The 23,416-nt window shown below is 58.2% G+C and carries 25 protein-coding genes; 9 read left to right on the plus strand and 16 right to left on the minus strand.

Features of this window, described 5'->3' with window-relative positions:
* Positions 1–3: 3 nt before the first annotated feature.
* The 5 genes from potG to REA38_RS03590 form a co-directional block, all read right to left on the minus strand.
* Positions 4–1,137 (minus strand): putrescine ABC transporter ATP-binding subunit PotG, encoded by a 1,134-nt coding sequence (potG, locus tag REA38_RS03570; protein WP_033637812.1) that lies wholly within the window; start codon positions 1,135–1,137, stop codon positions 4–6.
* A gap of 123 nt (positions 1,138–1,260) precedes the next feature.
* A complete protein-coding gene (potF, locus tag REA38_RS03575) occupies positions 1,261–2,370 on the minus strand; it encodes a spermidine/putrescine ABC transporter substrate-binding protein PotF (RefSeq protein ID WP_033637811.1) in 1,110 nt (369 codons plus the stop codon).
* 406 nt (positions 2,371–2,776) lie between these two features.
* Positions 2,777–3,256 carry a YbjN domain-containing protein gene (locus tag REA38_RS03580; protein ID WP_004938666.1) on the minus strand — a complete coding sequence of 160 codons (480 nt, stop codon included), beginning with the start codon at positions 3,254–3,256 and terminating at the stop codon, positions 2,777–2,779.
* A 135-nt stretch (positions 3,257–3,391) separates the two neighbouring features.
* Positions 3,392–4,294, minus strand: a complete 903-nt coding sequence (gene rimK, locus REA38_RS03585; RefSeq protein ID WP_033637810.1) for a 30S ribosomal protein S6--L-glutamate ligase — start codon at positions 4,292–4,294, stop codon at positions 3,392–3,394.
* Between the two features lie 54 nt (positions 4,295–4,348).
* Positions 4,349–4,651, minus strand: a complete 303-nt coding sequence (locus REA38_RS03590; protein ID WP_033646672.1) for a YbjC family protein — start codon at positions 4,649–4,651, stop codon at positions 4,349–4,351.
* A gap of 230 nt (positions 4,652–4,881) precedes the next feature.
* Between REA38_RS03590 and REA38_RS03595 the strand changes: the two genes are divergently transcribed.
* A complete protein-coding gene (locus REA38_RS03595) occupies positions 4,882–5,145 on the plus strand; it encodes a GrxA family glutaredoxin (RefSeq protein WP_004938676.1) in 264 nt (87 codons plus the stop codon).
* 45 nt (positions 5,146–5,190) lie between these two features.
* Here REA38_RS03595 and REA38_RS03600 read toward each other — a convergent pair whose 3' ends face one another.
* Positions 5,191–5,580 (minus strand): inner membrane protein YbjM, encoded by a 390-nt coding sequence (locus REA38_RS03600; protein WP_033637808.1) that lies wholly within the window; start codon positions 5,578–5,580, stop codon positions 5,191–5,193.
* A 293-nt stretch (positions 5,581–5,873) separates the two neighbouring features.
* Between REA38_RS03600 and REA38_RS03605 the strand changes: the two genes are divergently transcribed.
* From REA38_RS03605 to sigJ, 3 genes are all read left to right on the plus strand, one after another.
* On the plus strand, positions 5,874–7,562 hold the full coding sequence (locus REA38_RS03605) for an aspartate:alanine antiporter (protein WP_072008430.1): 1,689 nt from the start codon (positions 5,874–5,876) through the stop codon (positions 7,560–7,562).
* Between the two features lie 300 nt (positions 7,563–7,862).
* Complete coding sequence (locus REA38_RS03610; RefSeq protein ID WP_060432778.1) at positions 7,863–8,303, plus strand: carboxymuconolactone decarboxylase family protein; 441 nt, start codon at positions 7,863–7,865, stop codon at positions 8,301–8,303.
* Position 8,304: 1 nt separating this feature from the next.
* Complete coding sequence (gene sigJ, locus REA38_RS03615) at positions 8,305–9,201, plus strand: RNA polymerase sigma factor SigJ (protein ID WP_308885019.1); 897 nt, start codon at positions 8,305–8,307, stop codon at positions 9,199–9,201.
* Between the two features lie 49 nt (positions 9,202–9,250).
* On the opposite strand, the gene REA38_RS03620 is transcribed toward sigJ, so the two are convergent.
* The 7 genes from REA38_RS03620 to REA38_RS03650 all read right to left on the minus strand — a co-directional run bounded on the left by REA38_RS03620 (position 9,251) and on the right by REA38_RS03650 (position 16,044).
* Positions 9,251–10,024: an ankyrin repeat domain-containing protein gene (locus REA38_RS03620; protein ID WP_308885021.1), complete on the minus strand. Its 774-nt coding sequence runs from the start codon at positions 10,022–10,024 to the stop codon at positions 9,251–9,253.
* Positions 10,025–10,075: 51 nt separating this feature from the next.
* Positions 10,076–10,819, minus strand: coding sequence for an ankyrin repeat domain-containing protein (locus REA38_RS03625; RefSeq protein ID WP_060419791.1), 744 nt, complete (start codon positions 10,817–10,819; stop codon positions 10,076–10,078).
* Positions 10,816–12,291: a phospholipase gene (locus REA38_RS03630; RefSeq protein ID WP_060438902.1), complete on the minus strand. Its 1,476-nt coding sequence runs from the start codon at positions 12,289–12,291 to the stop codon at positions 10,816–10,818. Before REA38_RS03630 ends, REA38_RS03625 begins: the two co-directional genes overlap by 4 nt.
* A gap of 379 nt (positions 12,292–12,670) precedes the next feature.
* Entirely contained in the window at positions 12,671–13,021 is a 351-nt protein-coding gene (locus REA38_RS03635) for a hypothetical protein (protein WP_154232802.1), read from the minus strand.
* Positions 13,022–13,205: 184 nt separating this feature from the next.
* The gene (locus tag REA38_RS03640; protein ID WP_033654641.1) at positions 13,206–13,898 is read right to left on the minus strand and encodes a 4-hydroxythreonine-4-phosphate dehydrogenase; all 693 of its coding nucleotides are present in this window, start codon (positions 13,896–13,898) and stop codon (positions 13,206–13,208) included.
* Positions 13,899–13,930: 32 nt separating this feature from the next.
* The gene (gene pdxA / locus REA38_RS03645; protein WP_308885023.1) at positions 13,931–14,932 is read right to left on the minus strand and encodes a 4-hydroxythreonine-4-phosphate dehydrogenase PdxA; all 1,002 of its coding nucleotides are present in this window, start codon (positions 14,930–14,932) and stop codon (positions 13,931–13,933) included.
* Positions 14,929–16,044, minus strand: coding sequence for a four-carbon acid sugar kinase family protein (locus REA38_RS03650; RefSeq protein ID WP_308885024.1), 1,116 nt, complete (start codon positions 16,042–16,044; stop codon positions 14,929–14,931). The genes pdxA and REA38_RS03650 overlap by 4 nt, the downstream gene beginning before the upstream one ends.
* A gap of 112 nt (positions 16,045–16,156) precedes the next feature.
* On the opposite strand from REA38_RS03650, the gene REA38_RS03655 reads away from it, so the two are divergent.
* Positions 16,157–17,062, plus strand: coding sequence for a LysR family transcriptional regulator (locus REA38_RS03655; RefSeq protein WP_053091702.1), 906 nt, complete (start codon positions 16,157–16,159; stop codon positions 17,060–17,062).
* Positions 17,063–17,117: 55 nt separating this feature from the next.
* Here REA38_RS03655 and eco read toward each other — a convergent pair whose 3' ends face one another.
* Both eco and REA38_RS03665 read right to left on the minus strand, forming a co-directional pair.
* Positions 17,118–17,630: a serine protease inhibitor ecotin gene (gene eco / locus REA38_RS03660; RefSeq protein ID WP_033637803.1), complete on the minus strand. Its 513-nt coding sequence runs from the start codon at positions 17,628–17,630 to the stop codon at positions 17,118–17,120.
* Between the two features lie 142 nt (positions 17,631–17,772).
* The gene (locus REA38_RS03665; RefSeq protein WP_308885269.1) at positions 17,773–18,618 is read right to left on the minus strand and encodes a 5'-methylthioadenosine/S-adenosylhomocysteine nucleosidase; all 846 of its coding nucleotides are present in this window, start codon (positions 18,616–18,618) and stop codon (positions 17,773–17,775) included.
* 145 nt (positions 18,619–18,763) lie between these two features.
* Here REA38_RS03665 and REA38_RS03670 point away from each other — a divergent pair, with 145 nt between their 5' ends.
* A complete protein-coding gene (locus REA38_RS03670; protein WP_103773841.1) occupies positions 18,764–19,498 on the plus strand; it encodes a phosphatase PAP2 family protein in 735 nt (244 codons plus the stop codon).
* A gap of 5 nt (positions 19,499–19,503) precedes the next feature.
* On the plus strand, positions 19,504–20,109 hold the full coding sequence (ybjG, locus tag REA38_RS03675) for an undecaprenyl-diphosphate phosphatase (RefSeq protein ID WP_033654636.1): 606 nt from the start codon (positions 19,504–19,506) through the stop codon (positions 20,107–20,109).
* Positions 20,110–20,146: 37 nt separating this feature from the next.
* Here ybjG and REA38_RS03680 read toward each other — a convergent pair whose 3' ends face one another.
* The gene (locus tag REA38_RS03680; protein WP_103773840.1) at positions 20,147–20,983 is read right to left on the minus strand and encodes a hypothetical protein; all 837 of its coding nucleotides are present in this window, start codon (positions 20,981–20,983) and stop codon (positions 20,147–20,149) included.
* A 212-nt stretch (positions 20,984–21,195) separates the two neighbouring features.
* Here REA38_RS03680 and deoC point away from each other — a divergent pair, with 212 nt between their 5' ends.
* Together deoC and deoR are read left to right on the plus strand one after the other, a co-directional pair.
* Positions 21,196–21,876 (plus strand): deoxyribose-phosphate aldolase, encoded by a 681-nt coding sequence (gene deoC, locus REA38_RS03685; RefSeq protein WP_049213137.1) that lies wholly within the window; start codon positions 21,196–21,198, stop codon positions 21,874–21,876.
* A gap of 152 nt (positions 21,877–22,028) precedes the next feature.
* A complete protein-coding gene (deoR, locus tag REA38_RS03690; protein WP_033637797.1) occupies positions 22,029–22,793 on the plus strand; it encodes a DNA-binding transcriptional repressor DeoR in 765 nt (254 codons plus the stop codon).
* Positions 22,794–23,416: the final 623 nt, after the last annotated feature.

Below are 23,416 nucleotides of genomic sequence, written 5' to 3' on the forward strand. Positions count from 1 at the left end.
CCACTACACCGTCAACACTACGCAGCTGTCGGTTTCCCAGCACAGACGCACTTCATCGCCCCAGGTCGGCATCCCCTTGCGGAAACGGTGGCCGTTTTGCAGCTGGGCGCTGATAATCTGCCCGCTGTGCAGCTTCACGTGATAAATGGACAGATCGCCCAGGTAGGAAATATGCGCCACTTCTCCCACCGCGAAGTTGCAGCCGTCTTCCGGCACCTGTTCGCACAGCAGGATCTTTTCCGGCCGCAGCGCCACCTGGATCGGCACGCCGTCCACCACCGAGGCGTCCGGATCGACTTTGATCGCATGGCGCAACCCTGGGCTTTGCAGGATCAGCGCATCGTCGTGGCGCTCTTGCAATACGCAGTCGAAGACGTTGACCGAGCCGATAAATTCGGCGCTGAAGCGGCTGTTCGGATGCTCGTAGATCTCTTCCGGCTCGCCGATCTGCACGAACTTGCCGCGGTTCATGATGGCGATGCGCCCCGCCATGGTCATCGCCTCTTCCTGATCGTGCGTCACCATCACGCAGGTGACGCCGACGCGCTCGAGAATGTCGGTCACTTCCAACTGCATGCGATCGCGCAGTTTCTTGTCCAGCGCGCCCATCGGCTCATCCAGCAGCAGCAGCTTCGGCCGCTTGGCCAGGCTGCGTGCCAGCGCCACCCGCTGCCGCTGGCCGCCGGAAAGCTGGTGCGGCTTGCGTTTGGCGTACTCTTGCATGTGCACCAGCGCCAGCATTTCCGCCACCCGCTCGGCGATCGCCGCCCGTGGCATTTTGTCCTGTTTCAGGCCGAAGGCGATGTTCTGCTCCACCGTCATGTGCGGGAACAGCGCGTAGGACTGAAACATCATGTTGATCGGCCGCTGGTACGGCGGCACGTGCGACATATCCTGCCCATCGAGCACGATCTGCCCTTCCGAGGGCTGCTCGAAACCGGCCAGCATGCGCAGCAAGGTAGACTTACCGCAGCCGGACGGGCCGAGCAGCGCAAAGATCTCGCCCTTGTAGATGGTAAGGCTAACGTCTTCGACCGCGTTCTGCCCGTCGAAGGTTTTGGTGAGGTTACGGATTTCCAGCAGAGGGGTGAAAACCTTCTGCGACTTGGCTTGAGGACGAGGGATGGCGTCGTTCAATCGGGGTGCTCTCCGGCGTAAAGCGGCACAAAACCACGGCGAGCGCCGTGGCCCAAAACGGCAATGCAGGCGGGGAGCGCCCGCCTGCCGGTTTACCGACGATCGGGGGATATCCCCCCATCATCACTTCCCGCTTTTAACTTTAGTCCATGCGCGGGTAATGACACGGTCCAGCTTCGGCGACTGTACGTTAAGCGTGAACAGCTTGGCGCGCAGATCGGCCGGCGGATAGACGTTCGGGTTATTGCGCACCTCAGCGTTCACCAGCGGCGTGGAGTCCTTCACCGCATTGGCGTAATAGACATAGTTGCTGATGCCGGCCATCACGTCAGGTTTCATCAGGAAGTTCAGGAACTGGTAGGCGGCGTCTTTGTTCTTGGCGTCCGCCGGCATGGCGAACATGTCAAAGTAGGTCAGCGCCCCTTCTTTCGGGATCGCGTAGGCCACGTTCACGCCGTTCTTCGCCTCTTTGGCGCGATTGGCCGCCTGCATCACGTCGCCGGACCAGCCGATCGCCACGCAGATATCACCGTTCGCCAGATCGTTGATGTATTGAGACGAGTGGAAGTAACGGATGTTCGGCCGCAGCTTCAGCAGCAGATCGTTAGCTGCGCCGGTATAGTCCGCCGCGTTGGTGCTGTTGGGATCTTTGCCCAGATAGTGCAGCACGGTGGCGTAGACCTCGCTCGGCGCATCGAGGAAGGAGACGCCGCAGCTTTTCAGCTTCTCGAGGTTTTCCGGCTTGAGGATCAGATCCCAGCTGTCGACCGGCGCGTCTTTGCCCAATGCCGCCTTCACCTTGTCGACATTGTAGCCGATGCCGGTGGTCACCATCAGGTAAGGGATGCCGTATTTGTTGTCCTTGTCATTGTGCGCCACCAGCTTCAGCATCTCGGGATCGAGATTCTTGTAGTTGGGCATTTTGCTCTTGTCGAGCGGCTCGAAGATGCCGGCCTGCGACTGGCGCTCGAGGAAGTTGGATGAAGGAACCACCAGATCATAACCGGTGCTGCCCGCCATCAATTTGCCTTCCAACACTTCGTTGGAGTCAAAGACGTCGTACACCACCTTGATGCCGGTTTCTTTCTGGAATTTGGCCAGGGTATCCGGCGCGATATAGTCGGACCAGTTATACACGTGCAGCGTTTTCTCTTCGGCTGACGCCGTGACGGACGCGGCCATCAACAGGCCGGCAACCACACCCGATAACCACTTTTTACGTTGGGTGACCATCCGTAACTTCCTCCAAAACAGGGTGAATCATAGAATTGAACTTGTATCTGCAGCGATACAAAACCTTTCCTGATCGAGCGCAATCGTTGCAACCGCGAACTGAATGGCTATGCATATGATTGCATGCGCCTTTTTTCACTGCCCTGCTCGCGTGGCCACAAGGGAAATCGCAAGCCCTTTGCAGAATCAGCAGCATAGCCGCTGCCATCGCAACCCGCCAGCCCCCAGGGTAAAAAACGCCTTTTATCGATTTTTTATGCAGTTTTTCTCTATGTGATACGCCATTAACGGCACAAAAGGCGAGAAAGATCGGGCGGCAAAGGCCAAAGTGCAGAATATTTTATTGCGGAGGGGAATAACGGCAGCATGCCGCCGGAGCGACGGCATGCTTAAGGTACGGTGAGGATCAGTGCAGCATCGGCTGACGCACGGCGCCAGCGGGGATCTCTTCTTCATCACCCATAAACAGCAGATCGTTCGCCCGCGCCTCGAGGATCACCATCGAGACCTGCTCTTCGCCCTGCTGCATGAAGTGGGTAAACTGCTCGTAGGTGATGCCGACCGCCACGCTCAACGACTGGCAGACGATCAGCTTCGGCAGGTTGTCGTCCTGAATGTCGACGAACGCCTTGATGGTCAGCGAACTGGCGTTGATCTGGCTCAGGTCCGCCACCAACGGGATCAGCGCGGTCGGCTTCACCTCGGCCAACGCGGAAAACAGAATGACGTTGTCCACCAGATCTATCTTGGCGTCGAACACGCCGTCGAAGTTCTGCATGTGCGGCAGGTGCAGCGCCTGGCAGGAATCGCACTCAAAGAAAGAGATGCCCGACTGATCCAGCCAGCGCCGCAACAGCGCCAAATCGGGGACAATGAGTGAATCCATAATAACCAGCCTCACAATATTCAATACGCGAAAAGGCGCATAGCTTACGGAATATTCACCCGATACGCCACGATCAATGCGGCTTAATTCACTAATTCAGATATTGCACGGCGGGAAAAGCGCGCCGCCCACCCGTCAACCGCCGGATTTCAGGCGAAAGCCCGGCCGGCCGCGCTGCTCAATGTATTCGATCATCATGCCGGCGATGTCCAGCCCGGTGGTGGTTTCCACGCCTTCGAGCCCCGGCGACGCGTTGACCTCCATCACCAGCGGGCCGCGCTCGGCGCGCAGGATATCCACCCCGGCGACGTCCAGCCCCAGCGTACTGGCCGCTTTCACCGCGATCGCCCGCTCCCTGGCGGTGATGGTCACCTTGCGGGCGGTGCCGCCGCGGTGCAGGTTGGAGCGAAACTCGCCGGGCTTGGCCTGCCGTTCGATGGCGGCCACCACCCGGCCGCCGACCACCAAACAGCGCACGTCGCGCCCCTGCGCTTCACGCACGTACTCCTGCACCAGGATATGGGCGTTCAGCCCGCGAAAGGCGTCGATCACGCTTTCCGCCGCCTGGCGGGTTTCCGCCAGCACCACGCCGATGCCCTGCGTGCCTTCCACCAGCTTGACCACCAACGGCGCGCCGCCGACCAGCTCGATCAGATCGCCGGTATCGTCCGGCGAATGGGCAAAGCCGGTAATCGGCAGATCGATGCCCTGCCGTGCCAGCAGCTGCAGCGAACGCAGCTTGTCGCGGGCGCGGGTAATGGCCACGGATTCGTTTAGCGGGTAGCTGCCGAGCAGCTCGAACTGGCGCAGCACCGCCGTGCCATAAAAGGTGATGGCGGAGCCGATGCGCGGGATCACCGCATCGTAACGCTCCAGTTGGCGGCCGCGATAATGAATGGTCGGCGCCGCCGGATTGATGTTCATGTAGCAGGAGAGCGGATCGATGATATCGATGCTGTGCCCGCGATCTTCCGCCGCTTCACGCAGCCGCTTGCATGAGTAGAGCGTTCCGTCGCGAGAAAGAATGGCAATTTTCACTCGTCACCCCAAAGGCCAACGCCTGCCCGGCAGGCGGGTTAGCGGCCGCGGCGCTCAGGCGCGCGGATCGCTGTCCTGATTATCTTTCGATTGCGGTTTGCGGCGATCGTTTTCCGGCGGCAACCCGCCGCGCATCAGCGGCCCGAAGCCCTGCACCACGCGCCACACCAGAAACGCCGCCGCCGGCACCATCAGCGCCACGCCGAGGAAAATCATGCCGACCGCCGCCTGCTGCGAAGCCAGCCAGCCCGGCAGCTGCAGGTGCCCGTGAATGCTGAGGTAGGCCAGCACCAGCATCACGATGCCCAGCCCTTCCAACACCAGCACCGGGCGCGGTAAGTCACCGAATGAACGCATATTTTTCTTCTCCAGAAGGTCTGTCTCCAGTGTAGTGAATTCCCGTCGGCGGCGACAGCCCCGGCCGACTAATTGGTTACATGAATCAAACTAACAGGTAATTCCTGCTTTTTTTTCGCCGTCTCAACGGGCATAGTAGGCGCCATCTGACGCAGGTAATGACTTTTTCGGTGACGGGATGTCGTTGCGGTAGCGAACAATTTATTGAAAATCCAATTAAGGAGCGTTGCATGTTTGCAGTAATCTTCGGGCGTCCTGGCTGTCCTTATTGTGTCCGCGCTAAAGAACTGGCGGAAAAACTGACTGAAGAACGCGACGATTTCAACTTCCGTTACGTTGACATCCACGCGGAAGGCATCACCAAGGCCGATCTGGAAAAAACCGTCGGCAAACCGGTTGAAACCGTGCCGCAGATCTTCCTGGATGAGAAGCACATCGGCGGTTGCACCGATTTCGAAGCTTACGCCAAAGAACACCTGAACCTGTTCCAGTAATTTTTTGAACGACAAAGACAAAAAAGGCGCTTAACGCGCCTTTTTTTATTGCCGCTGCCGCCGGTGCAGCTGCTGCAGCGTCTGCAACAGGCCGAGGGCGAACAGCATCAGCATCGCGCCGAACACGCACCAGAACACCGCGCTGGTGGCGTACGCCAGCTCCTGCCAGAACGAAGAGGACGGCGTCAGCCAGAAGTGGCGGATCAACAGGCACAGCGGCAGCGCATACAGCGCGCCGAGCAGCGGGCAAAGCAGCCGCTTGCGGCTCGACAGATAGCTGGCGATCGCACCGGGGATCACAAACAGCAGCAGACCGGTTTCGCCGTGGTGCTCATGATCCGTGCTGCCGAACAGGCCGGTTTGCTGGCCGAGAAACACCAGGCTGAACAACAGAAAACAGCTGAGAATGCCCAGCCAATATCTATAACTCGTCATGCGAATTCTCCCCCGCCCAATTACTGCATCAATAGAAATCGGCCCGGCCCCCGCGCGGAGACGCTGAACCGAATTTTTTCCTTGGTCAAAAGAGAGTTAAATGCGCACGGCGGCGCAGGAAATCAGCTTTCTGTGCTGGCTGTCATCGGTCATAGCGTCTAGAATGAACGCCGCCGAACGATGGTTCGCTTTGCCTTCCGCTGGTGGTGATTTATGACGTCGTTTTAAGGCTGAATTTATCTCTTATAGTTATCTATATCAAGCACTTACTGGTAAACAATAAGTTATCCTCCGTGAACATAAACGTCGCTAGTTTGTTAAACGGTAACTACATTCTGTTACTGTTCGTGGTACTCGCACTGGGGCTGTGCCTCGGTAAACTCCGTCTGGGCTCCGTCCAACTCGGTAATTCCATTGGCGTTTTGGTGGTTTCGCTGCTGCTCGGCCAGCAACACTTCGCCATTAACACCGAGGCGCTGAATCTCGGCTTCATGCTGTTTATTTTCTGCGTCGGCGTGGAAGCCGGACCCAACTTTTTCTCGATTTTCTTCCGCGACGGCAAAAACTACCTGATGCTGGCGCTGGTGATGGTCGGCTCGGCGATGGTGATCGCCATCGGTCTCGGCAAACTGTTCCACTGGGACATCGGCCTGACCGCCGGCATGCTGGCCGGCTCGATGACCTCGACGCCGGTGCTGGTGGGCGCCGGCGACACGCTGCGCAACACCATCGTCAACGGCCCGGCGCTGCTGGCGGCGCAGGATCATCTGAGCCTTGGCTACGCCCTCACCTACCTGATCGGTCTGGTCAGCCTGATCTTCGGCGCGCGCTACCTGCCGAAGCTGCAGCACCAGGACCTGTCCACCTCTGCCCAGCAGATCGCCCGCGAACGCGGCCTGGACACCGACAGCCAGCGCAAGGTCTACCTGCCGGTGATCCGCGCCTACCGCGTCGGCCCCGAACTGGTGGCCTGGGCCGACGGCAAGAACCTGCGCGAACTGGGCATCTACCGCCAGACCGGCTGTTACATCGAACGCATCCGCCGCAACGGCATTCTGGCCAACCCGGACGGTGACGCGGTGCTGCAGGTGGGCGACGAGATCTCGCTGGTCGGCTACCCGGACGCCCACGCGCGGCTGGACCCGAGCTTCCGCAACGGCAAGGAAGTGTTCGATCGCGATCTGCTCGACATGCGCATCGTGACCGAAGAGATCGTGGTGAAGAACAGCAACGCGGTGAACAAGCGCCTGAGCCAGCTGAAGCTGACCGACCACGGCTGCTTCCTCAACCGCGTGATCCGCAGCCAGATCGAAATGCCGATCGACGACAGCATCGTGCTCAACAAAGGCGACGTGCTGCAGGTGAGCGGCGACGCGCGCCGGGTGAAGAGCGTGGCGGAGAAGATTGGCTTTATCTCCATCCACAGCCAGGTGACCGACCTGCTGGCATTCTGCGCCTTCTTCATCATCGGCCTGCTGATCGGCCAGATCACCATTCAGTTCAGTAACTTCTCGTTCGGCATCGGCAACGCCGCCGGCCTGCTGATGTCCGGCATCATGCTCGGCTTCCTGCGCGCCAACCACCCGACCTTCGGCTACATTCCGCAGGGCGCACTGAACATGGTGAAAGAGTTCGGCCTGATGGTGTTTATGGCGGGCGTGGGCCTGAGCGCCGGCGCCGGCATCGGCCACAGCCTGGGCGCGGTCGGCGGCCAGATGCTGATCGCCGGGCTGATCGTCAGCCTGGTGCCGGTGGTAATCTGCTTCCTGTTCGGCGCCTACGTGCTGCGCATGAACCGCGCCCTGCTGTTCGGCGCCATCATGGGCGCCCGCACCTGCGCGCCGGCGATGGAGATCATCAGTGACACCGCGCGCAGCAATATCCCGGCGCTGGGCTATGCCGGCACCTACGCCATCGCTAACGTGCTGTTAACGCTGGCGGGTTCACTCATCGTGGTGCTATGGCCGGGGATACTCGGCTGATCGATTAGCGGGAGAGATGGATCGGCGATAAAAATATTTTGATTTTTTTGTCGCCGACCAGAACTTTCGTTGGGGGCCGCAGTCTGAATTAGTGCCACTGCTTTTCTTTGATGTCCCCATTTTGTGGAGCCCGATAATCCCGCCTTTTAGGTTCAAGATTATCGGGTTTTTTGTTGCCTGAAAAACGTATTACATCAACGGCCCACGGCCCCAAAATGCACATTTTTGCAGTGGTTCGGTCACACATCCCTCTTCTCATTCGTCATCTATATGTGTCAACCCGATAAATGAGGAGTTCTTATGACTACGTTAGTGAATACCGACCCTGTCAATCATGCGCAAACCATTGCCAACGTTTTTTCCGCGCTGCTGAAAGTGCATGGCGCTATCGACGCGCACAATCTGGAGCGCAAGATCTACCATCTCGTCCTCCTGCGCGCTTCGCAAATCAATGGCTGCGGTTACTGTGTCGAGATGCATACCAAAGAAGCGCGTGAGGACGGTGAAACCAACGCACGTCTGGACAGGCTGGTGGTATGGGAACACGTTGATGATTTCACGCCTCGCGAGCGCGCCGCATTTGCCTGGACAGAAGCGTTAACGCGGCTTGAACGCCATACCGAGTATGGCCCACTGCGCGCGGCATTGCGCGCGTACTATTCCGAGGAAGAAATCAGCGCGCTAACCGCAAATATCACTATGATAAATCTGTGGAATAGAATTCATATTTCCGGCCACTAATATGAAAAACGACAAGTATGCAGCACTGTTCGAATCGAGAAGACCGTTTCTGATCGGCCTCGCCTATCGTATTTTAGGTTCTCTGGCCGACGCGGAAGATGCCGTGCAAGATACCTATATCAAATGGTTAAATGCGGATCGCCACAGCATTCTGAATCCTGCTGCCTGGCTGACCACCGTCTGCACTCGTCGTTGTCTTGACCTGCTGCGCGCCGCGCAGCAGGCTCGCGTCGATTATGTCGGTATTTGGCTACCAGAACCCATTCAAACCGCCGTAGCCAAAACGCCCGAGCAGACGTTGGAACTCGCATCGTCGCTGTCGACGGCCTTTATGCTGTTGCTCGAAAGACTCACTCCCCGCGAGCGCGCCGCCTATTTGCTGCATGACATCTTTGACTTGCCCTACGCGGATCTCGCCATGACATTAGGTGGGGAAGAAACGGCGTGTCGTAAACTGGTGTCACGCGCGCGCGAAAAAGTTGGCCGCCCAGAGGAGCGTAAAACCCAGCCCACAGAGCGGCAGGAGGCGTTGCTTATCGCTTTCAAAACGGCGGTGGAAACGGCAGATATCGAACCCCTTTCGACCCTGTTGTCCGAAGACGTTAAGCTCAGTGCGGACGGCGGCGGTAAAGTGCCCGCCAACCTGGCTGAACTCATCGGCAAACGTGACGTGCTCGAGTTTATCGGCGGTAAATTGCCAATGTTTTGGCAAACCTATGTCTGGCAACACGCGCTCATCAATGGCGTGCCGGGCGCCTTGCTATCCGAACAAGGCCGTATTACGGCGTCTGTCAGTCTCAGCTTGAATGCCGAAGGCCGACTGGCTCAGGTATTTATCGTGCGCAACCCAAGCAAACTTTCGCAACTCGACCGTCTGTGGACAATGCCTCTGCGGTAAGAACACCTTTACAACATGTGCCCATTTTCTGGTAATACAGCGAGACGGTTTATTGACTGACCGGGGCAGGCGGCCATTTCCCACCACGCTTAATTAGCTCGTCTCTGATGCGCTCAAGAGACGCTTTCGCCTCACTGCCGTCCTGACTCCTATTAATCAGCCGTTGCAGTTGATTGCCCATCGTCCAACCCGAGTTGCCTCTTATATCGCTATCGGCGCCTTTTTCTAATAGAAGAATGACGTGGTCATAGGAGTGATAGTCTAAAGCATCGATGAGCAGCGTATCACCCAGTGAATTTCTTATATTTATATCAGCACCATGCTCCAACATGACCTCTAATGTTTCTGTGTTTTTTGCAAAGATGCTATTAAATATAATGGGTTGATTATGAACCTTATCCCTAGCATTTGGAGAAAGTCCGCCCTCTAACATAGCCTGTATCCAGATGCCTTTATCCGCCTTCATAACAAACTCAGCGGGGCTACCTGGCGTGTTAGGTTGAGGTTGTAATGGATCCGCCCCTGCCTTAACCAAATCCGTAATGATCTTGTGCCGCTCTGGCGTATTCTTGTCAAAGATAGCGTTATTGATCACCCAGAATAGCATCGTCATCTCCGCCTTGGCCGGTCGATTTAACGTTTCTTTGCTTACCGTCGGAAAAACCATATCCAGCTTTTGCCTGTCACCCTCGTATATGATGTTGGCGATGTCCAGCTGCTTTCCTTCAAAGTAATCTTGTGGTTGTAGATCCCTACCTTGCTTGCATCCCTGCATCACAAACATCGACAGCACCACGGTAATAATCAGAGTAATGTGCTTCATGCCGTACCCGTCCACGTCAAACGCCCGTTATTTCACCCACCTGAAAGCTAACTAATTCACAATGTTTATCTTCTCTTTAATTTTAATTAATTTTTTTATATAAGAATTATTTTTGTCTCCTTTGGCTATTTCCGCAGAAATCAGAGAAAGGAAGCTGTCATTAAAATCATCTTTGGCTAAGGGGTTAGCGCCATGAGCCAAAAGAACCTCAATGTGCTCAGGGCAACTGTTATACAGCGCATTAATTAATGGAGTTCTGTTCATAGCCCCTTTGATATTAACATCAGCTTTGTAATCTATTAGGGCACTCAATGTCTCTGTATTAACCGCTTGAAAGCTCTTGAAAATTATTGGCTGATTGTTTATTTCATCCCTTGCATTAGGCGATAATCCGCCTTCAAGCATAGCCTGTATCCAGACGCCTTTATCCGCTTTCATAACATATTCAGCCGGGCTACTTCGCCCTTCCGGTCTTGGCTGCAGTGGATCTGCCCCTGCCTTGACCAAATCCGTAATGATCTTGAGCCGCTCTGGCGTGTTCTTGTCAAAGATGGCGTTATTTATCGCCCAGAATAGCAACGTCATCTCCGCCTTGGCCGGCCGATTTAACGTTTCTTTGCTTACCGTCGGTAAAACCTTATCCAGCTTTTGCCTGTCACCCTCGTAGATGATGTTGGCGATGTCCAGCTGCTTTCCTTCAAAGTAATCCTGTGGTTGTAGATCCATACCTTGTTTGCACCCCTGCATGATGAGCGTAGACACTACCATCGTGATAATGAGTATGATTTTTTTCATATTCTTCCCTTGATTGTGGCAATGTCATCGTCTTTTTCATTTTCAATGCATTGTATCGCCTGGTCTATACCGTGCTTATCCAGCAGTGAGCCTGTTCCACCGGAAAGCGTGTGTTTTACTCCCACTGCATCAGGCGCCAACATGGACAAGCGTTCTTTCGCCATCACCGCCGGGGGATAAAATTGGAGGTCTTTGGCATCCTCCCACAAATCAACCTCCTGCAGCTTGGTCAATAGCTCCCCCTTCACGCGATACGCCTGAATATTATCGGCGCTGCCTATAATCGAACCGCCATATTTTTCTACAGTTCCTGCATTCAGGCCTGCTGCATTAAACGTCCAAGCCGGTTTGCCGCTGGCCATGGAGGCCGCAGACGCCATGCCCCCGCCCAGCGAATGGCCAGATATCCCGGCACCGCCTTTAATTGCTTTACCTATATTGACCGCTTTCTTGTAATATTCGGAGTTAAACCCCAACCCCTGAGCGCCGTTATTTGACCAGTCACTCAGGTTTTTAATGCCTGACAAATCGCCATTCAGTAACGCTTTCTGGGCAGCCTTACTTATTCCCTCCGGGAACTCGGGCGCACGCGATCCACGGAACACCACCGTCGGATTCATCGCTTTACCAAAGACCGTTTCATCTGGCTGATAAACCCGAGCCAGAAAGCCCGGCGTATCCTCATCGTCATAGAGCATATCTTTGCTTAAACCGAGTTTACCCAGCGCCCCATCATTGTTACTGATGTCCTTCCAGCCCTCAGGGATGTCTATCGTGTCCTTGAGTGGGTTAGTGGTCTTGTAAACATTCTCAGCCAGCTTCGCTTTTTCGACCGCGACGTTGTTCTCCGCCAATCGCTGTGCCGCCATGCGCGCATCAGGGTAAATGCTGCGGTTGCCTCGCCCTATCAGGTACTGGCGTTCTTGCCAGCGTTCAGCCTTAGTCATCGGACGAATGGCCTGTACCGTGGCGGCAACGGTTGCCACTGCGGTAGCGATGGCTTGCTGCAGAGGGGGATTCCGGGTCGTATTCTGCCTCGCCGGCAGCACCGTCGGTTTTGCCCGCCGGCCATAGCGGCTGACCATTTCTTCATAGCGGGCGATCACGCGCCCAGTTGGATAAAAGGCAGGAAGAGAGCTGCCGGGATAGCGCTGTAATCGGCCTTCCGCGTCGACGTAAAACGCGTATTTCGTCGGCGTCCAGGCGCCCATTCCCTCATCAATCGCCAGCAAGCCGCCCCGATTGAGATCATCGAACACGCTGCGCTTCACAATCGCGTCCTCACGATAACCGGTGACGCCAATACCGGATTGAGTATTGCGGGTTATGGAGTACCGGCTGCTTATCGATATGCCGGCTGCGCCGCCGAACAGATAATGCCGTTCCAGCTCATGGTGCGCTTGTGTCGGGGTGAGTATCCGGGAGAAACTTTCCGGCGCCGTGTGTTCAGAAAAGAGAGAGAGCAGCTTCATACGGCACCAGCCCGTACGTCGGTTCCCTGGGGCGGCGTTCCAGCCCCTTTCCTTGTCACCTCGCCGAGATTTAGCGAACGATAACGCATTGGATATCCTTATCTTGCAAGTCACTGTATGCCCGTGAATGTTCGAAAAACTAGCATAATTCAGCAAAGATTGCTTTGTTGTCTTGCTGTTCACACCGTAAGACCCGGTGGAGAGAATTCATGTAATGGTGTTTTTCGGCAGCGGCGTCTGGCAAACGCCATAGGAAAATAAATCTCAGATAAAAGTCTGGCGGAAAATCAGAAGGGATATAGAGAAAAAAAAATGGCACACCCAACGTTGCTGGGCTGCTTTTGCTGCGCCGGCCACAGGCCGGCGCAGCAATGCCCGTTTAGAACCGCTGTTTGATAGGTTCATCACTGTTCAGATTGCCGTTGGCCTGCGCTTCCCCGCAGGTGGTGGGGCCAAAGGCCACCACTTTGCCGTCGCTGTTTCTGAAGCCGACGTAGAACGGCGTCACGGTGCCGTTCGGCAAGCGGTGGTGGTAGTCGTGGCATACGCCCTGGCCGTTCAGCGTCGGCAGGGTGGCGATCGGCTCGCCGAAATCCCGGCTTATCGAACGCTTGTCGGCGCCGACGTGAAAAGCGTCGGCGATCTTTTGATCGCGCAGCAGGCTGAAGGTATCGCAGCCGGTTAACAACAGGCTCACCGCCACAACGGCACTCCCTAACCCTTTAATCATTTTTCACTCCCTCTATATATATTGAGCCTGGCGGCAATTACGCTGTGTTGCCGGGTAAACGTCGGCGAGCGCCCAAGGGCGTGCCTGCTCGCAAGAGCATTAAAAAAGAGAAGCCATGCAAATTAATGATTCAACGAATGAGATAACTGCCCCATCGCCCTGGAAAGAACCGAATGGAGACGCGTTACAGTTTGCGGATCACATTGCCAATCAGGCATTTCACGGCGTTGATTTGCGCCGTCAGCCCCGGCTTATCGGCGGGAAACACGCCGTCAAGCGCCGCGGTACCGACGGTGAAACCAACCGCATTGCCCGTCACCACGGCGGCGATGCGATCTTCCCGGTCGATAGACCCGGCGATATAAACCGGTTTGTCGACCGCATCGCACACCCGCCGAATCAACGTCGGCACGTCACCGGCAAAGCGGTAGGCCAGCAAATCCAGCCCTGTCACGCCCGGTAAAGCGGCGCGCTGGCGGGCGCTGGCGACAATATCGTCAATGTCACCTTCCAGCACGCTGGGGTGGCCGCTGATGCGGCCGGCGAACGGATAGTAGCGCAGGCCAGACTGACGAATGATCGGCAGCACGCTTTCCGGGCGCGTTCCCCCCATCAATACATCAACGCCCAATTCCAGTGCCGCGCGCGCCGAATTCATCTCGCTTTCCTCATCCAGGCTGACCACTTCCAGGTACGCGGTGGCGCCGCCGGCGTGGATCGCCTGCGCCAACTGTTTGAGTTGATCCAGCGGCAGGCCGATATCCTTAAAGCCGATATGCTTCACGCCGGCAGCCAGCACTTCTGGCAGCCGCGCTTGCGCATCGGGCACCGTGCTGTCGTTGCGCGTCAGCATGAAAATAAACTCGGGTGTGTGCATGGTGTTTCCTTATTGTCTTCAGGTGATATGAGTTATTGGGCGCGCAGCATTTTTTCCGCCTGCCGGAAGGCGTACAGCAGGCTGGCGTGTTCCGCCCGTCCGCTGCCCGCGATATCAAACGCCGTACCGTGGTCGACCGAGGTGCGGATAAACGGCAGGCCGACGGTGACGTTAACGCCGTGATCCACCCCGAGATATTTCACCGGGATCAGGCCCTGGTCGTGATATTGGGCGACCACAATGTCGAACTCCCCGCGCCGGGCTCGCATGAAAACGGTATCGCCGGGCCAGGGGCCGCTGACGTCCAACCCCTGTTCCCGCGCCAGGGCGATGGCGGGCACGATGACGTCAAGATCTTCGCGGCCGAACAGGCCGTTCTCCCCGGCGTGCGGATTCAGGCCGGCCACCGCAATGCGCGGTTTCGCTATGCCTAACGCCCGACAGGCCGTTTGCGCCAGATGAAACGCGCGCAGCTCGTTTTCCACGGTCGCCGCGTCGATGGCGTCCCGCAGCGAAACGTGAATGGAAACCAGGATCACCCGCAGCTCGTCATTGGCCAGCATCATGGCGAAGTCCTGGGTGCCCGATCGCGCCGCCAGGATCTCGGTGTGCCCCGGATAATCGATCCCCGCCAGGCGCATCGCTTCCTTGTTCAGCGGCGCAGTGACGATGCCGGCGATGCGCCCCGCCAGCGCCAGATCGATGGCGGCAACCACCCAGGCATAAGACGCCGCGCCCGCGCGCTGATCGAGCCTGCCGAGGGGCAAGTCCGCCGGCAGCGCAACGCCGGCGGAATAGACGGCGGTCTCCCCCCGCCGCCAGGCTTCGTCCCATCCCGCCAGCGAGGCGGGCAGTTCGCGGATAGGCAGCGTCAGCCCCAGACTGGCCGCCGCGCGCGCCAGTGCGCCGGCATCGCCAATCACCACATAAGGCATGCTCAACCGCTCTGTGACCGCCAGTTTGGCGATGATCTCCGGCCCGATGCCGGCGGGATCGCCCATGGTTATCGCCAGCGGCAAGGTGGAAAGGGTCATTGTTCTTCTCCTTCTCGGTCAGCGCGCAACCGGGTTACGCAGTTCAACAACGTACCGGCCCGGCCAAAGCCGCCCGCCTTGGTGGCGAACGGCAGCCTGCGGCCCGGCAGATTTAACAACCCGAAAGGCACGCCGGGTTCCACCTCACCGAACAGCGTCAATGAGCCGGCCGCCATGGCGTCGACAATACGCCGCGCGGTATCGCCGCCGGTCGCCACCAGCCCGTCGAAGGCTGGCGTGCAACGGCTGACGACCGCGCCCAGCGCAGCGGCATGATCCGCCGTGGCCGCTCGCGACCGGGGCGACATCAGGCAAACCACATCGGCGCGCGCAAACGCCGTTCGCACCTCTTGCGCTACCGCCTCGGGATCGGCCGCTTCAGGCAGCGTGACCAGCACCGCGCCCGCCTGCCGCAGGCTTGCCAGCTGGGCGTCATTCGCCGGATGCAGGCTGCCAATCGCCACCAGCACTTTGCTGGCTCTCAGCGGCGGTTGAGCGGGCACCGCGTTCTCCTTAGGGGACAACGCACGCGACAGCGCCGCCGCCAGGCCCGGCGATCCCACCCACACCACCGGTTCGGCAATGCCGATCCGCCTCACGACCTCATCCAACTCGCCGTTGTCTGCGGCGTCGAATACCTGAAAACGCGTCGGCTCCAGCCCCGCCATGCGCTCCATGACGTAGCCGGTGACGATCGGGTTCTTCGGATCGCATGCAAAGGCGGTCTGCTCCAGCGCGACGCCGTCGACGTATTGTCGGCCGCCCACCGTGGTGCGGCCGGCATCCGGGAAGGCCGGCGCAACGATGGCGAGACGGCGCCCGCTGCCCGTCAGCGCCCCGCGCGTTTCCGGCCCCAGATTGCCGCGCAGCGTGGAATCGATCGTTTTGTAGATGAGGCGCGCCGGTTTCACACTGGCGGCGGCATGGCGAAAACGCCGCTCCGCCTGCTCCGGCGAAACGAAGCGGGAATCTAAATCGAAGGCGACAATCTCAGCGCCCTGCAACGCGGCATCGGGCAGGCGCAGCATGACGCAGGCGTTCAGTCCGCGTGCGGCGAACGGAGCCGCGCCGTCGAGCGCGCTGGTAAGATCATCGGCGAGAATGGCAATCATCGCAGTTACCCGTAAGTGGAAAGTGATGCACACTTTGGCGGATTTGGCTGGCAATAAAAAACGATTTGCGTAGTATCGATGATTGACAAAAACTCAATCAAAAGGGGGCACAGTGCGTCAACGAAGGTTGCCTAACCTGGCGGTATTACGGGCTTTCGAAGCTACGGTGCGGTACGGCAGCGTGTCGAAAGCCGCCAAATCACTCAACGTCACCGACGGCGCCGTCAGCCGTGCGGTGCGCGAATTCGAGCAGACCCTGGGATTCGCGCTGTTTCAGCGCACCAGCCGCATGGTGCACCCGACGCCGCAGGCGCAAGAGCTGGCGAGCGAGATCGGCCGGGGGCTGGACAACCTGCAGTCGGCGATCGACCGCGCCTGTCGGCATCATCAGAATCGCCCGTTGGTGATCTCCTGCGAGCCGACCTTTCTGATCCGCTGGCTGATCCCGCGCCTGGCCGGTTTGCAGCAGGCGGTGGGGAAAGAGCGCGATCTGCAGCTGGTCTCCGCCGGCGGCGCCGTCGCCTTCTCGCGCGAAGGCATCGATCTGGCGATTCGCCGCAACGATTTCCCGATCGCCGACGACGTGGTCGCCCGCCCGTTCCTCAAAGAACGGGTCGGCCCGGTTTGCCGCCGGGAGCATGCCGCGGCGGGGCGTGAACTGCGCGGCACCCTGCTCCACACCGAGACGCGACCGTTCGCCTGGCGCGACTGGTGCGCCCACAGCGGCTTCGAGATCCAGCCGGGCAACGAGCTACGTTTCGAACATTTCTATCTCAGCCTGCAGGCGGCGGTCGCCGGCGCCGGTATCGGCATCGGCCCTTTGGCGCTGGTGGCGGATGACATCGTCAACGGCGCGCTGGTGGCGCCATATGGCTTTGCGCCTGACGGGACGGATTACGTGCTGATGACCCAGGCCGACGGCCAGGAGGATGCGATATTCTCAACGGTGTTGGATTGGCTGATCGCCATGGGGGAAGAAACCGAACGGGCGGTATTGGCGGGCGGAAAGAAAGCGTAACGGGGAAAAGTCTCCGCCTGCCGCGCAGGGCAAGCGGAGCGGCGTCAGGCGGCGATTACTTCTGCTCGGCCTGGCTTACGGTATCTTCGGCTTTCCAGATGCGGTATTTCACTTCCGCGTCTTTCGGCGCATACACCACGATCGGCAGGCGGCTGTTGTAGCGCTGCATCGCGGCGTCGCCCAGGTTGGCGGCGATGAATTGCTTGGTCTTGGTGTTGTCCGGGCAGCCCATCATGGTCGAGGCCGGTTCAGAGAGCTTCTCCAGCACCAGATAATCGTAGCCCCAGCCGGACAGGGTTTTGGTTTCCAGCGTGCCGCCGATCATGTGGCGGTTGCAGTCCACCTCCAGCGTCTTGCCGATCAGCAGCTCCACCTTGTAGTTCTCTTCGTGCTCTTGCTTCGGCAGGTAGATCACCTGGCGGTTCATGCCCTTCTCGGCTTTCGGGTAAGGCGCGACCTTTTCCAGCGGCTGTTTGCTGATATCCGCGTCATCGCCAGAGGTAGCCGCCATAGCGCCGGCGGAAACGGCCATCAGCAGGCCGGAAAATACAACGGATGCCTTGTTCATGTTTTATCCCTACACTTTTTGTCAAATAATCCGCCTATAAACTAATACACTACCGCCAAGCCCGCCACAGGTTTAATCTTCTTTACAATAGGCGATAAATAGTGACAATCGCCTGATATCGTCGATTAACCGAAGCAATGGCTCAGTGTTTCTTCAGGTTGGCGATATAGGCCTTCACCACCTGATAAACATAATCCTGGCATGCCAGCCCGGTTTGCGGATCGTATTTGCCCTGATTGGTGATGTTGTTGGACAACACGCGAATGCCGACGAACGGCACCTTGAATTCGGCGGCGATCTGCGCGGCGGAGGCGGTCTCCATCTCTTCGACCGAAGTTTGATAGCGGTCGTGGAAATAGCGAATGCGGTCTAGCTCGCTGTTCCACACATCGGCCGAGCCGATCACCCCTTCCACGACCTTGCCCTGTCGGTAATCGCTCTTAACGCTTTGCGCAATCGCCAGCAGGTTGGGGTCGGCGGGAAACTGGCGCAGGCTGTGCGCCTTTTTGTCCTCGCCGGCGCTGCCTTTGGAAGCCAACAGATCCATCGGCTGCCACTGCCGCGAGTCGCTGCCTGCCCCCAACGCCTTGGCCGGCGTTTTGAACGCCCCGAGATTGACCGAATATTTGCCCAGCACGATGTCATATACTTTCAGTGCCGGATCATGGCCGCCGGCGGTGCCCTGGTTGATGATCGCCACCGGGTGAAACTGCGTGGCGGCGATCGCCGTGGCCGCCGCGGCGTTGGACATGCCCTTCAGCGTCTCCGACACCACCACCGGGTAGCCGTCTACTGTGCCGTGCCAAAAGCGCCAGCCGCCAATCTGCTTCTCGCGCGGGTTTTCCAACCGCTGGGCGAAACGTTCCGCCTCCACCGGCATGGCGCCCTGCACCACGATCGGCCCGGCCGCCGCAGGCTGGCCAAAGCTCAGCGGAGAAAAGGCCGCACCGGCAGCCGCCAACAGTAAGACACGCGCGTTATTCTGCATCACCACACTCTCATCCCGAAAAAGCAAACGATTACCTTAGCCGAAGGCGGTGGCCTCGGATAGGGTTTTCTTACCGGCGGACTAAGGTTTTCTTAAGACGGAATGATTACAGTGGCGCTATTCAATCCTGCCACCGAGCCTGCGCGTGAATCCAGAATCGTCATTAAATCAATCCTCAACGGCACCGCAAATTAAGACAACCGCCCTTTACTCCCTGCCGGCATCCTTTTACCGTTGGCAGGTTTTTGGCCTGCTGATCAGCGGCCTGCTGTTCCTGTGGCTTTCCCGCAGCGAACAGCTGGACTGGGCGATCGGCAACTTTTGGTACGATGCCGCCAGCGGGCATTTCCCGTGGCAAAACAATTATTGGCTGGATCTGATCAACCACCGCCTGCTGAAGCAAATTGTGATCGTCGGGGCGGTACTGGCGCTGTTTTGGGGCATCTATCGCCGCAGCGCACGCCTGATCGTCAGCATGTTGCTTCTCGGCATCGGCCCGCTGGTGGTGGGCATTCTCAAGGCCACCAGCGCGCACTCCTGTCCGTGGGATCTGATCGAGTACGGCGGCAAGGCGATGTCCTTCCCGTTGTTCGGTGCGGTGCCGGCGCTTCCGGGCCCCGGCCGCTGTTTCCCCGGCGGGCACGCCTCGAGCGGTTTCGCGGTCATGGCGTTGTTTTTCCTGTTTTATCCGCAGCGCCCGCGCCTGGCCTGGTGGTGCTGGTGCGGCGGCATTGCGCTCGGCATGCTGATGGGCTTTGGTCAGATCATGCGCGGCGCACATTTTCTTACCCATAACCTGTGGGCGGGTTGGTGGGTTTGGTTAAGCCAGTTGGTTATTTATTGGATGGTTAGCGGCTATTGGTGCCGCAAGATGAGGTAACGGTTATGGAGCAGTTAAACCATGTTCTTTTCGCCTGGATCAATGCGACCCCGGCGTCTCCCGAGTGGATGATTGATTTCGCCACCTTTTTGGCGCGCGATCTGATCATTATCGTGCCGCTGCTGATCGTCGGCCTGTGGCTGTGGGGGCCGCAAAGCCAGCTGGTTTCACAGCGCGAAGTGGTGGCGAAAACCACGATCGCGCTGCTGTTCGCCATGCTTGCCGCCTCCACTATCGGCGCGCTGCTGCCGCATGAGCGTCCATTCGTCGCCGGCGTGGGGTATACCTTCCTGGCGCACGCGCCGGACAGCTCGTTCCCGAGCGATCACGGCACCGCCATCTTTACCTTTGCGCTGGCGTTCCTGTTCTGGCACCGAGTCTGGTCCGGTGCGCTGCTGATGATTGTCGCCGTCGGCATCGCCTGGTCACGCGTTTACCTCGGCGTGCACTGGCCGCTGGATATGGTCGGCGGTTTCCTGCTCGGCCTGGTCGGCTGCCTGTTCGCCCAGCTGGTGTGGAATCTGTTCGGCGATCCCCTCGCCGACAAGCTGTCGCGCCTGTATCGTTTCCTGTTCGCCTTCGCCATTCGCCGCGGCTGGGTGAAAGAGTAACCGCACAACATGACCGGGGCATTACCGCCCCGTGATTTCACACCACGCCGGTGGTCACGCAGAACGCCCGCGTTTTTCCCGCTCCCAGCATCACCCCCGCCTCACCCTCTGACGCATTCGGGCGGCAGTTCGCCGGCTGAACAAAGGCCAGCAGCCGCCGGTTGCCCTGAACGGCGATGCGCCGCAGGCCATAGTTGAACTGCCCGGTGGCGAAACGCGTGACATAACGCCGGCCTTGCGGCGTCAGCATAAAGAACTCGGCCTGATCCACATAGCGCGTCAGATCGTCGGAGCACAGCAGTTCTTGCCCGATCGCATCCCCTAACAAAGCCGGCGTCGGCAGATTCTGGCGGAATACCGCGTCGGGAATGCAATCATAGTTGAGGCGACACACATAGCGCAGCGGCTGCGGCCGCTCGGCCAGGTTAGTAACCTTCATCTCTATGGCGAACTGCGCGCTCTGGGCTGCCAAACGCAGCGCCGGGCCGATGCGCCAACGCCCGCCCAACCGCTCGCCTTCGCCATGCAACGTCAGCTCATCGCCCGTCAGCTGCAGCCACACGCGCTGCATCTGCAGCGGCGCGCCGTCGTGGCTCGGCCAGGCGGGACAGAACGCCGCGTCGTCAGCGCGCTTTCTCCCGAGACCGCGGGTGCTGCGGCGGCCCGATTTCAATGAATAACCGTCAAACTCGGCGTCCCAAATCGCCAGGCCCTCATACGGCAAGACCGTCAGCGCGCCGCGGCAGTTCGCCAGCGTCAGCATCGGCCCGCGTTCTGCGCAGCGATGCGCGCTCACCGCGAAATCCGCATTGCGGAACAGTTCCTGCCGATGCGCCCCGAAAGCTTCAGGATCCAGTTCGATGTTGATCTTCATCTTTTTTCCCTCGACGTTTCGCCCGCGCAGGCCGCGAGCCGTTAAATGTTATTTAAATAACAAAACTCCGCCTTTAAGTTATACGTATAACGGCCTGTTCGCGACGATCTCGTCGACATTTTTTAAACATCGCTAGGTTTATCGGCATCTGAATGTTATTATTTTCACATTACCCATCCGGCTTACTGTCTTAACTTCACTAAGGAATCGCGATGACCACCGAAAACATCGATTACGCCAGCTACGTTGACCACACCCTGCTGGCGATGGACGCCACCGAACTGCAGATCGCCAAACTGTGCGAAGAAGCGCAGCAGCACAACTTCTATGCGGTATGCGTCAACTCCGGCTACGTGCCGCTGGCGGCCCAGCTGCTGCAGGAAAGCACCGTGAAAGTCTGCTCGGTGATCGGCTTCCCGCTGGGCGCCGGCCTGACCGTCACCAAAGCCTTTGAAGCCAAAGCGGCGATCGCCGCCGGCGCGCAAGAGATCGATATGGTGATCAACGTCGGCTGGCTGAAAAGCGGCCTGCTGGACGAAGTGAAAGCCGACATCGCCGCCGTGCGCGAGGTTTGCGCGGCGATCCCGTTGAAGGTAATATTGGAAACCTGCCTGCTCAGCGATGCGCAGATCGTCCAGGTTTGTGAAATGTGTCGCGAACTCGATGTCGCCTTCGTGAAAACCTCTACCGGCTTCAGCACCGGCGGCGCTCGGGAAGAGCACGTCAAACTGATGCGCGAGACCGTGGGCAGCGAAATGGGCGTGAAAGCTTCCGGCGCCGTGCGCGATCGCGCCACCGCCGAGAAGATGATCAACGCCGGCGCCACGCGTATCGGCACCAGCTCCGGCGTCGCCATCGTATCCGGCGCCCAGCCGGCGGCGGGCAGCTACTGATCGTCGGCATGCCCTGACGGGCATAGCCAATACACAACGATGCGGGACAATACGGGCGGCCAATGCGGCCCGATATTGCCCCGCATCGTTGTGTTTAACGCCGGAAACGCCGGCACGCCCTTTACCTCTACTACCTGTGGGAAGACGGATCTATGGAAACGCGGCGCGAAGAACGTATCAACCGGTTAGTTCAGGCGTTAAAACGCGCTGACAAGATCCACCTGAAAGAAGCCGCCGTGCTGCTGGGGGTCTCGGAGATGACCATTCGCCGCGATCTGAGCGCCGAACCGGCGGCGGTGGTGCTGCTCGGCGGCTACGTGGTGACCGATCCGCGCAGCAACGGCGTCACCAACTACTTCGTTTCCGATCAAAAAGCCAAGCAGGTGACGGAGAAACGGCGCATCGGCCTGCTGGCGGCGCCGTTGATCAATGAAAACGACACGGTGTTTTTCGACTGCGGCACCACCACCCCGGCGATCATCGACGCCATCGCCGACGAGCTGATCTTCACCGCCGTGTGTCATTCGCTGAACACCTTCCTGGCGCTGCAGGACAAACCGAACTGCAAAGTGGTCCTGTGCGGCGGTGAGTTCAAGCCGAACAACTACATCTTTTCCAGCGTCGGCGGCCGCAACGAGCTCGATCACATCTGCCCGAACATCGCCTTTATCTCCGCCGCCGGCCTCAGCCTGCAGCATGGCGCCACCTGCTTCAACTTCGACGAGCTGGAGATGAAGCATCGCGCCATGGCGATGGCGCAGCAAAAGATCCTGGTGGCGGATCACAGCAAGTTCGGCAAAACCAAACCGGCCTGCATCGGCCCGCTGACGCAGTTCGATCGGGTGATCAGCGACCGCCAACCGGACGCCGACTTCATGGCGTTCTTCAACGACAACGCCATCGCTACCCGCTATTAATTCGCCTTCTGCGCCGTCGAAACCGACGGCGCACCGCTGCAATCCCCTTCTTTCCCCGCCCGAAAATGAACAAATAATGCGCAATCGATTCGCGTTTTTCGCTTATCCGCACGCAACATCAGGTTAATAAAATGCAACAGGTCACCCGGGTGATTATTTTCTCGCAGGCTAAACCCGCTGCCAGCTGGGTGAATTAACGACTATTTATGGCTTTTATATGATAAATCGCGCCAAAGGCCGCGATGTTTAAATAAACGGCGGTTTAAGCGGTTGCAGCAAATATCGCCAATACCTGTTAGGCATCTGTTATTTATATGATGAATGGTTACGCATTTCTATCCGCTAACCACGTAAGTAATTTCCCTTCGTTATTAACGGCGATTTTCATTAAAAACCATTTAAAAACAAATCGATGAATGAAATTTTACTTAAAAATACAATGTGATCCACATCACTAAAACTGCTTAATCCGGGTTTTTCGCTAGATCCAAAACCACGCATAAAATATATTGCTCGGCTTGCTGCTGAGCACAGCGCTTTATCCGGCTAATTATTGTACAAACCGCATAATCGCAGAAATTATTATGAGAGCGTTCTCAGCACAAAATCTTACACAAATGTGC

Source organism: Serratia sp. MF1(2023) (genome assembly GCF_030954545.1).
GTDB classification, from domain to species: Bacteria; Pseudomonadota; Gammaproteobacteria; order Enterobacterales; family Enterobacteriaceae; genus Serratia; species Serratia sarumanii.

Excerpts from the sequence above, each read along its gene's own strand:
- potF (WP_033637811.1), bottom strand. The coding sequence starts at position 2,370 with ATGGTCACCCAACGTAAAAAGTGGTTATCGGGTGTGGTTGCCGGCCTG.
- REA38_RS03580 (WP_004938666.1), bottom strand. The coding sequence starts at position 3,256 with ATGGATTCACTCATTGTCCCCGATTTGGCGCTGTTGCGGCGCTGGCTG.
- REA38_RS03590 (WP_033646672.1), bottom strand. The coding sequence starts at position 4,651 with ATGCGTTCATTCGGTGACTTACCGCGCCCGGTGCTGGTGTTGGAAGGG.
- REA38_RS03595 (WP_004938676.1), top strand. The coding sequence starts at position 4,882 with ATGTTTGCAGTAATCTTCGGGCGTCCTGGCTGTCCTTATTGTGTCCGC.
- REA38_RS03600 (WP_033637808.1), bottom strand. The coding sequence starts at position 5,580 with ATGACGAGTTATAGATATTGGCTGGGCATTCTCAGCTGTTTTCTGTTG.
- REA38_RS03610 (WP_060432778.1), top strand. The coding sequence starts at position 7,863 with ATGACTACGTTAGTGAATACCGACCCTGTCAATCATGCGCAAACCATT.
- sigJ (WP_308885019.1), top strand. The coding sequence starts at position 8,305 with ATGAAAAACGACAAGTATGCAGCACTGTTCGAATCGAGAAGACCGTTT.
- REA38_RS03620 (WP_308885021.1), bottom strand. The coding sequence starts at position 10,024 with ATGAAGCACATTACTCTGATTATTACCGTGGTGCTGTCGATGTTTGTG.
- REA38_RS03625 (WP_060419791.1), bottom strand. The coding sequence starts at position 10,819 with ATGAAAAAAATCATACTCATTATCACGATGGTAGTGTCTACGCTCATC.
- REA38_RS03630 (WP_060438902.1), bottom strand. The coding sequence starts at position 12,291 with ATGAAGCTGCTCTCTCTCTTTTCTGAACACACGGCGCCGGAAAGTTTC.
- REA38_RS03635 (WP_154232802.1), bottom strand. The coding sequence starts at position 13,021 with ATGATTAAAGGGTTAGGGAGTGCCGTTGTGGCGGTGAGCCTGTTGTTA.
- REA38_RS03640 (WP_033654641.1), bottom strand. The coding sequence starts at position 13,898 with ATGCACACACCCGAGTTTATTTTCATGCTGACGCGCAACGACAGCACG.
- pdxA (WP_308885023.1), bottom strand. The coding sequence starts at position 14,932 with ATGACCCTTTCCACCTTGCCGCTGGCGATAACCATGGGCGATCCCGCC.
- REA38_RS03650 (WP_308885024.1), bottom strand. The coding sequence starts at position 16,044 with ATGATTGCCATTCTCGCCGATGATCTTACCAGCGCGCTCGACGGCGCG.
- eco (WP_033637803.1), bottom strand. The coding sequence starts at position 17,630 with ATGAACAAGGCATCCGTTGTATTTTCCGGCCTGCTGATGGCCGTTTCC.
- REA38_RS03665 (WP_308885269.1), bottom strand. The coding sequence starts at position 18,618 with ATGCAGAATAACGCGCGTGTCTTACTGTTGGCGGCTGCCGGTGCGGCC.
- ybjG (WP_033654636.1), top strand. The coding sequence starts at position 19,504 with ATGGAGCAGTTAAACCATGTTCTTTTCGCCTGGATCAATGCGACCCCG.
- REA38_RS03680 (WP_103773840.1), bottom strand. The coding sequence starts at position 20,983 with ATGAAGATCAACATCGAACTGGATCCTGAAGCTTTCGGGGCGCATCGG.
- deoC (WP_049213137.1), top strand. The coding sequence starts at position 21,196 with ATGACCACCGAAAACATCGATTACGCCAGCTACGTTGACCACACCCTG.
- deoR (WP_033637797.1), top strand. The coding sequence starts at position 22,029 with ATGGAAACGCGGCGCGAAGAACGTATCAACCGGTTAGTTCAGGCGTTA.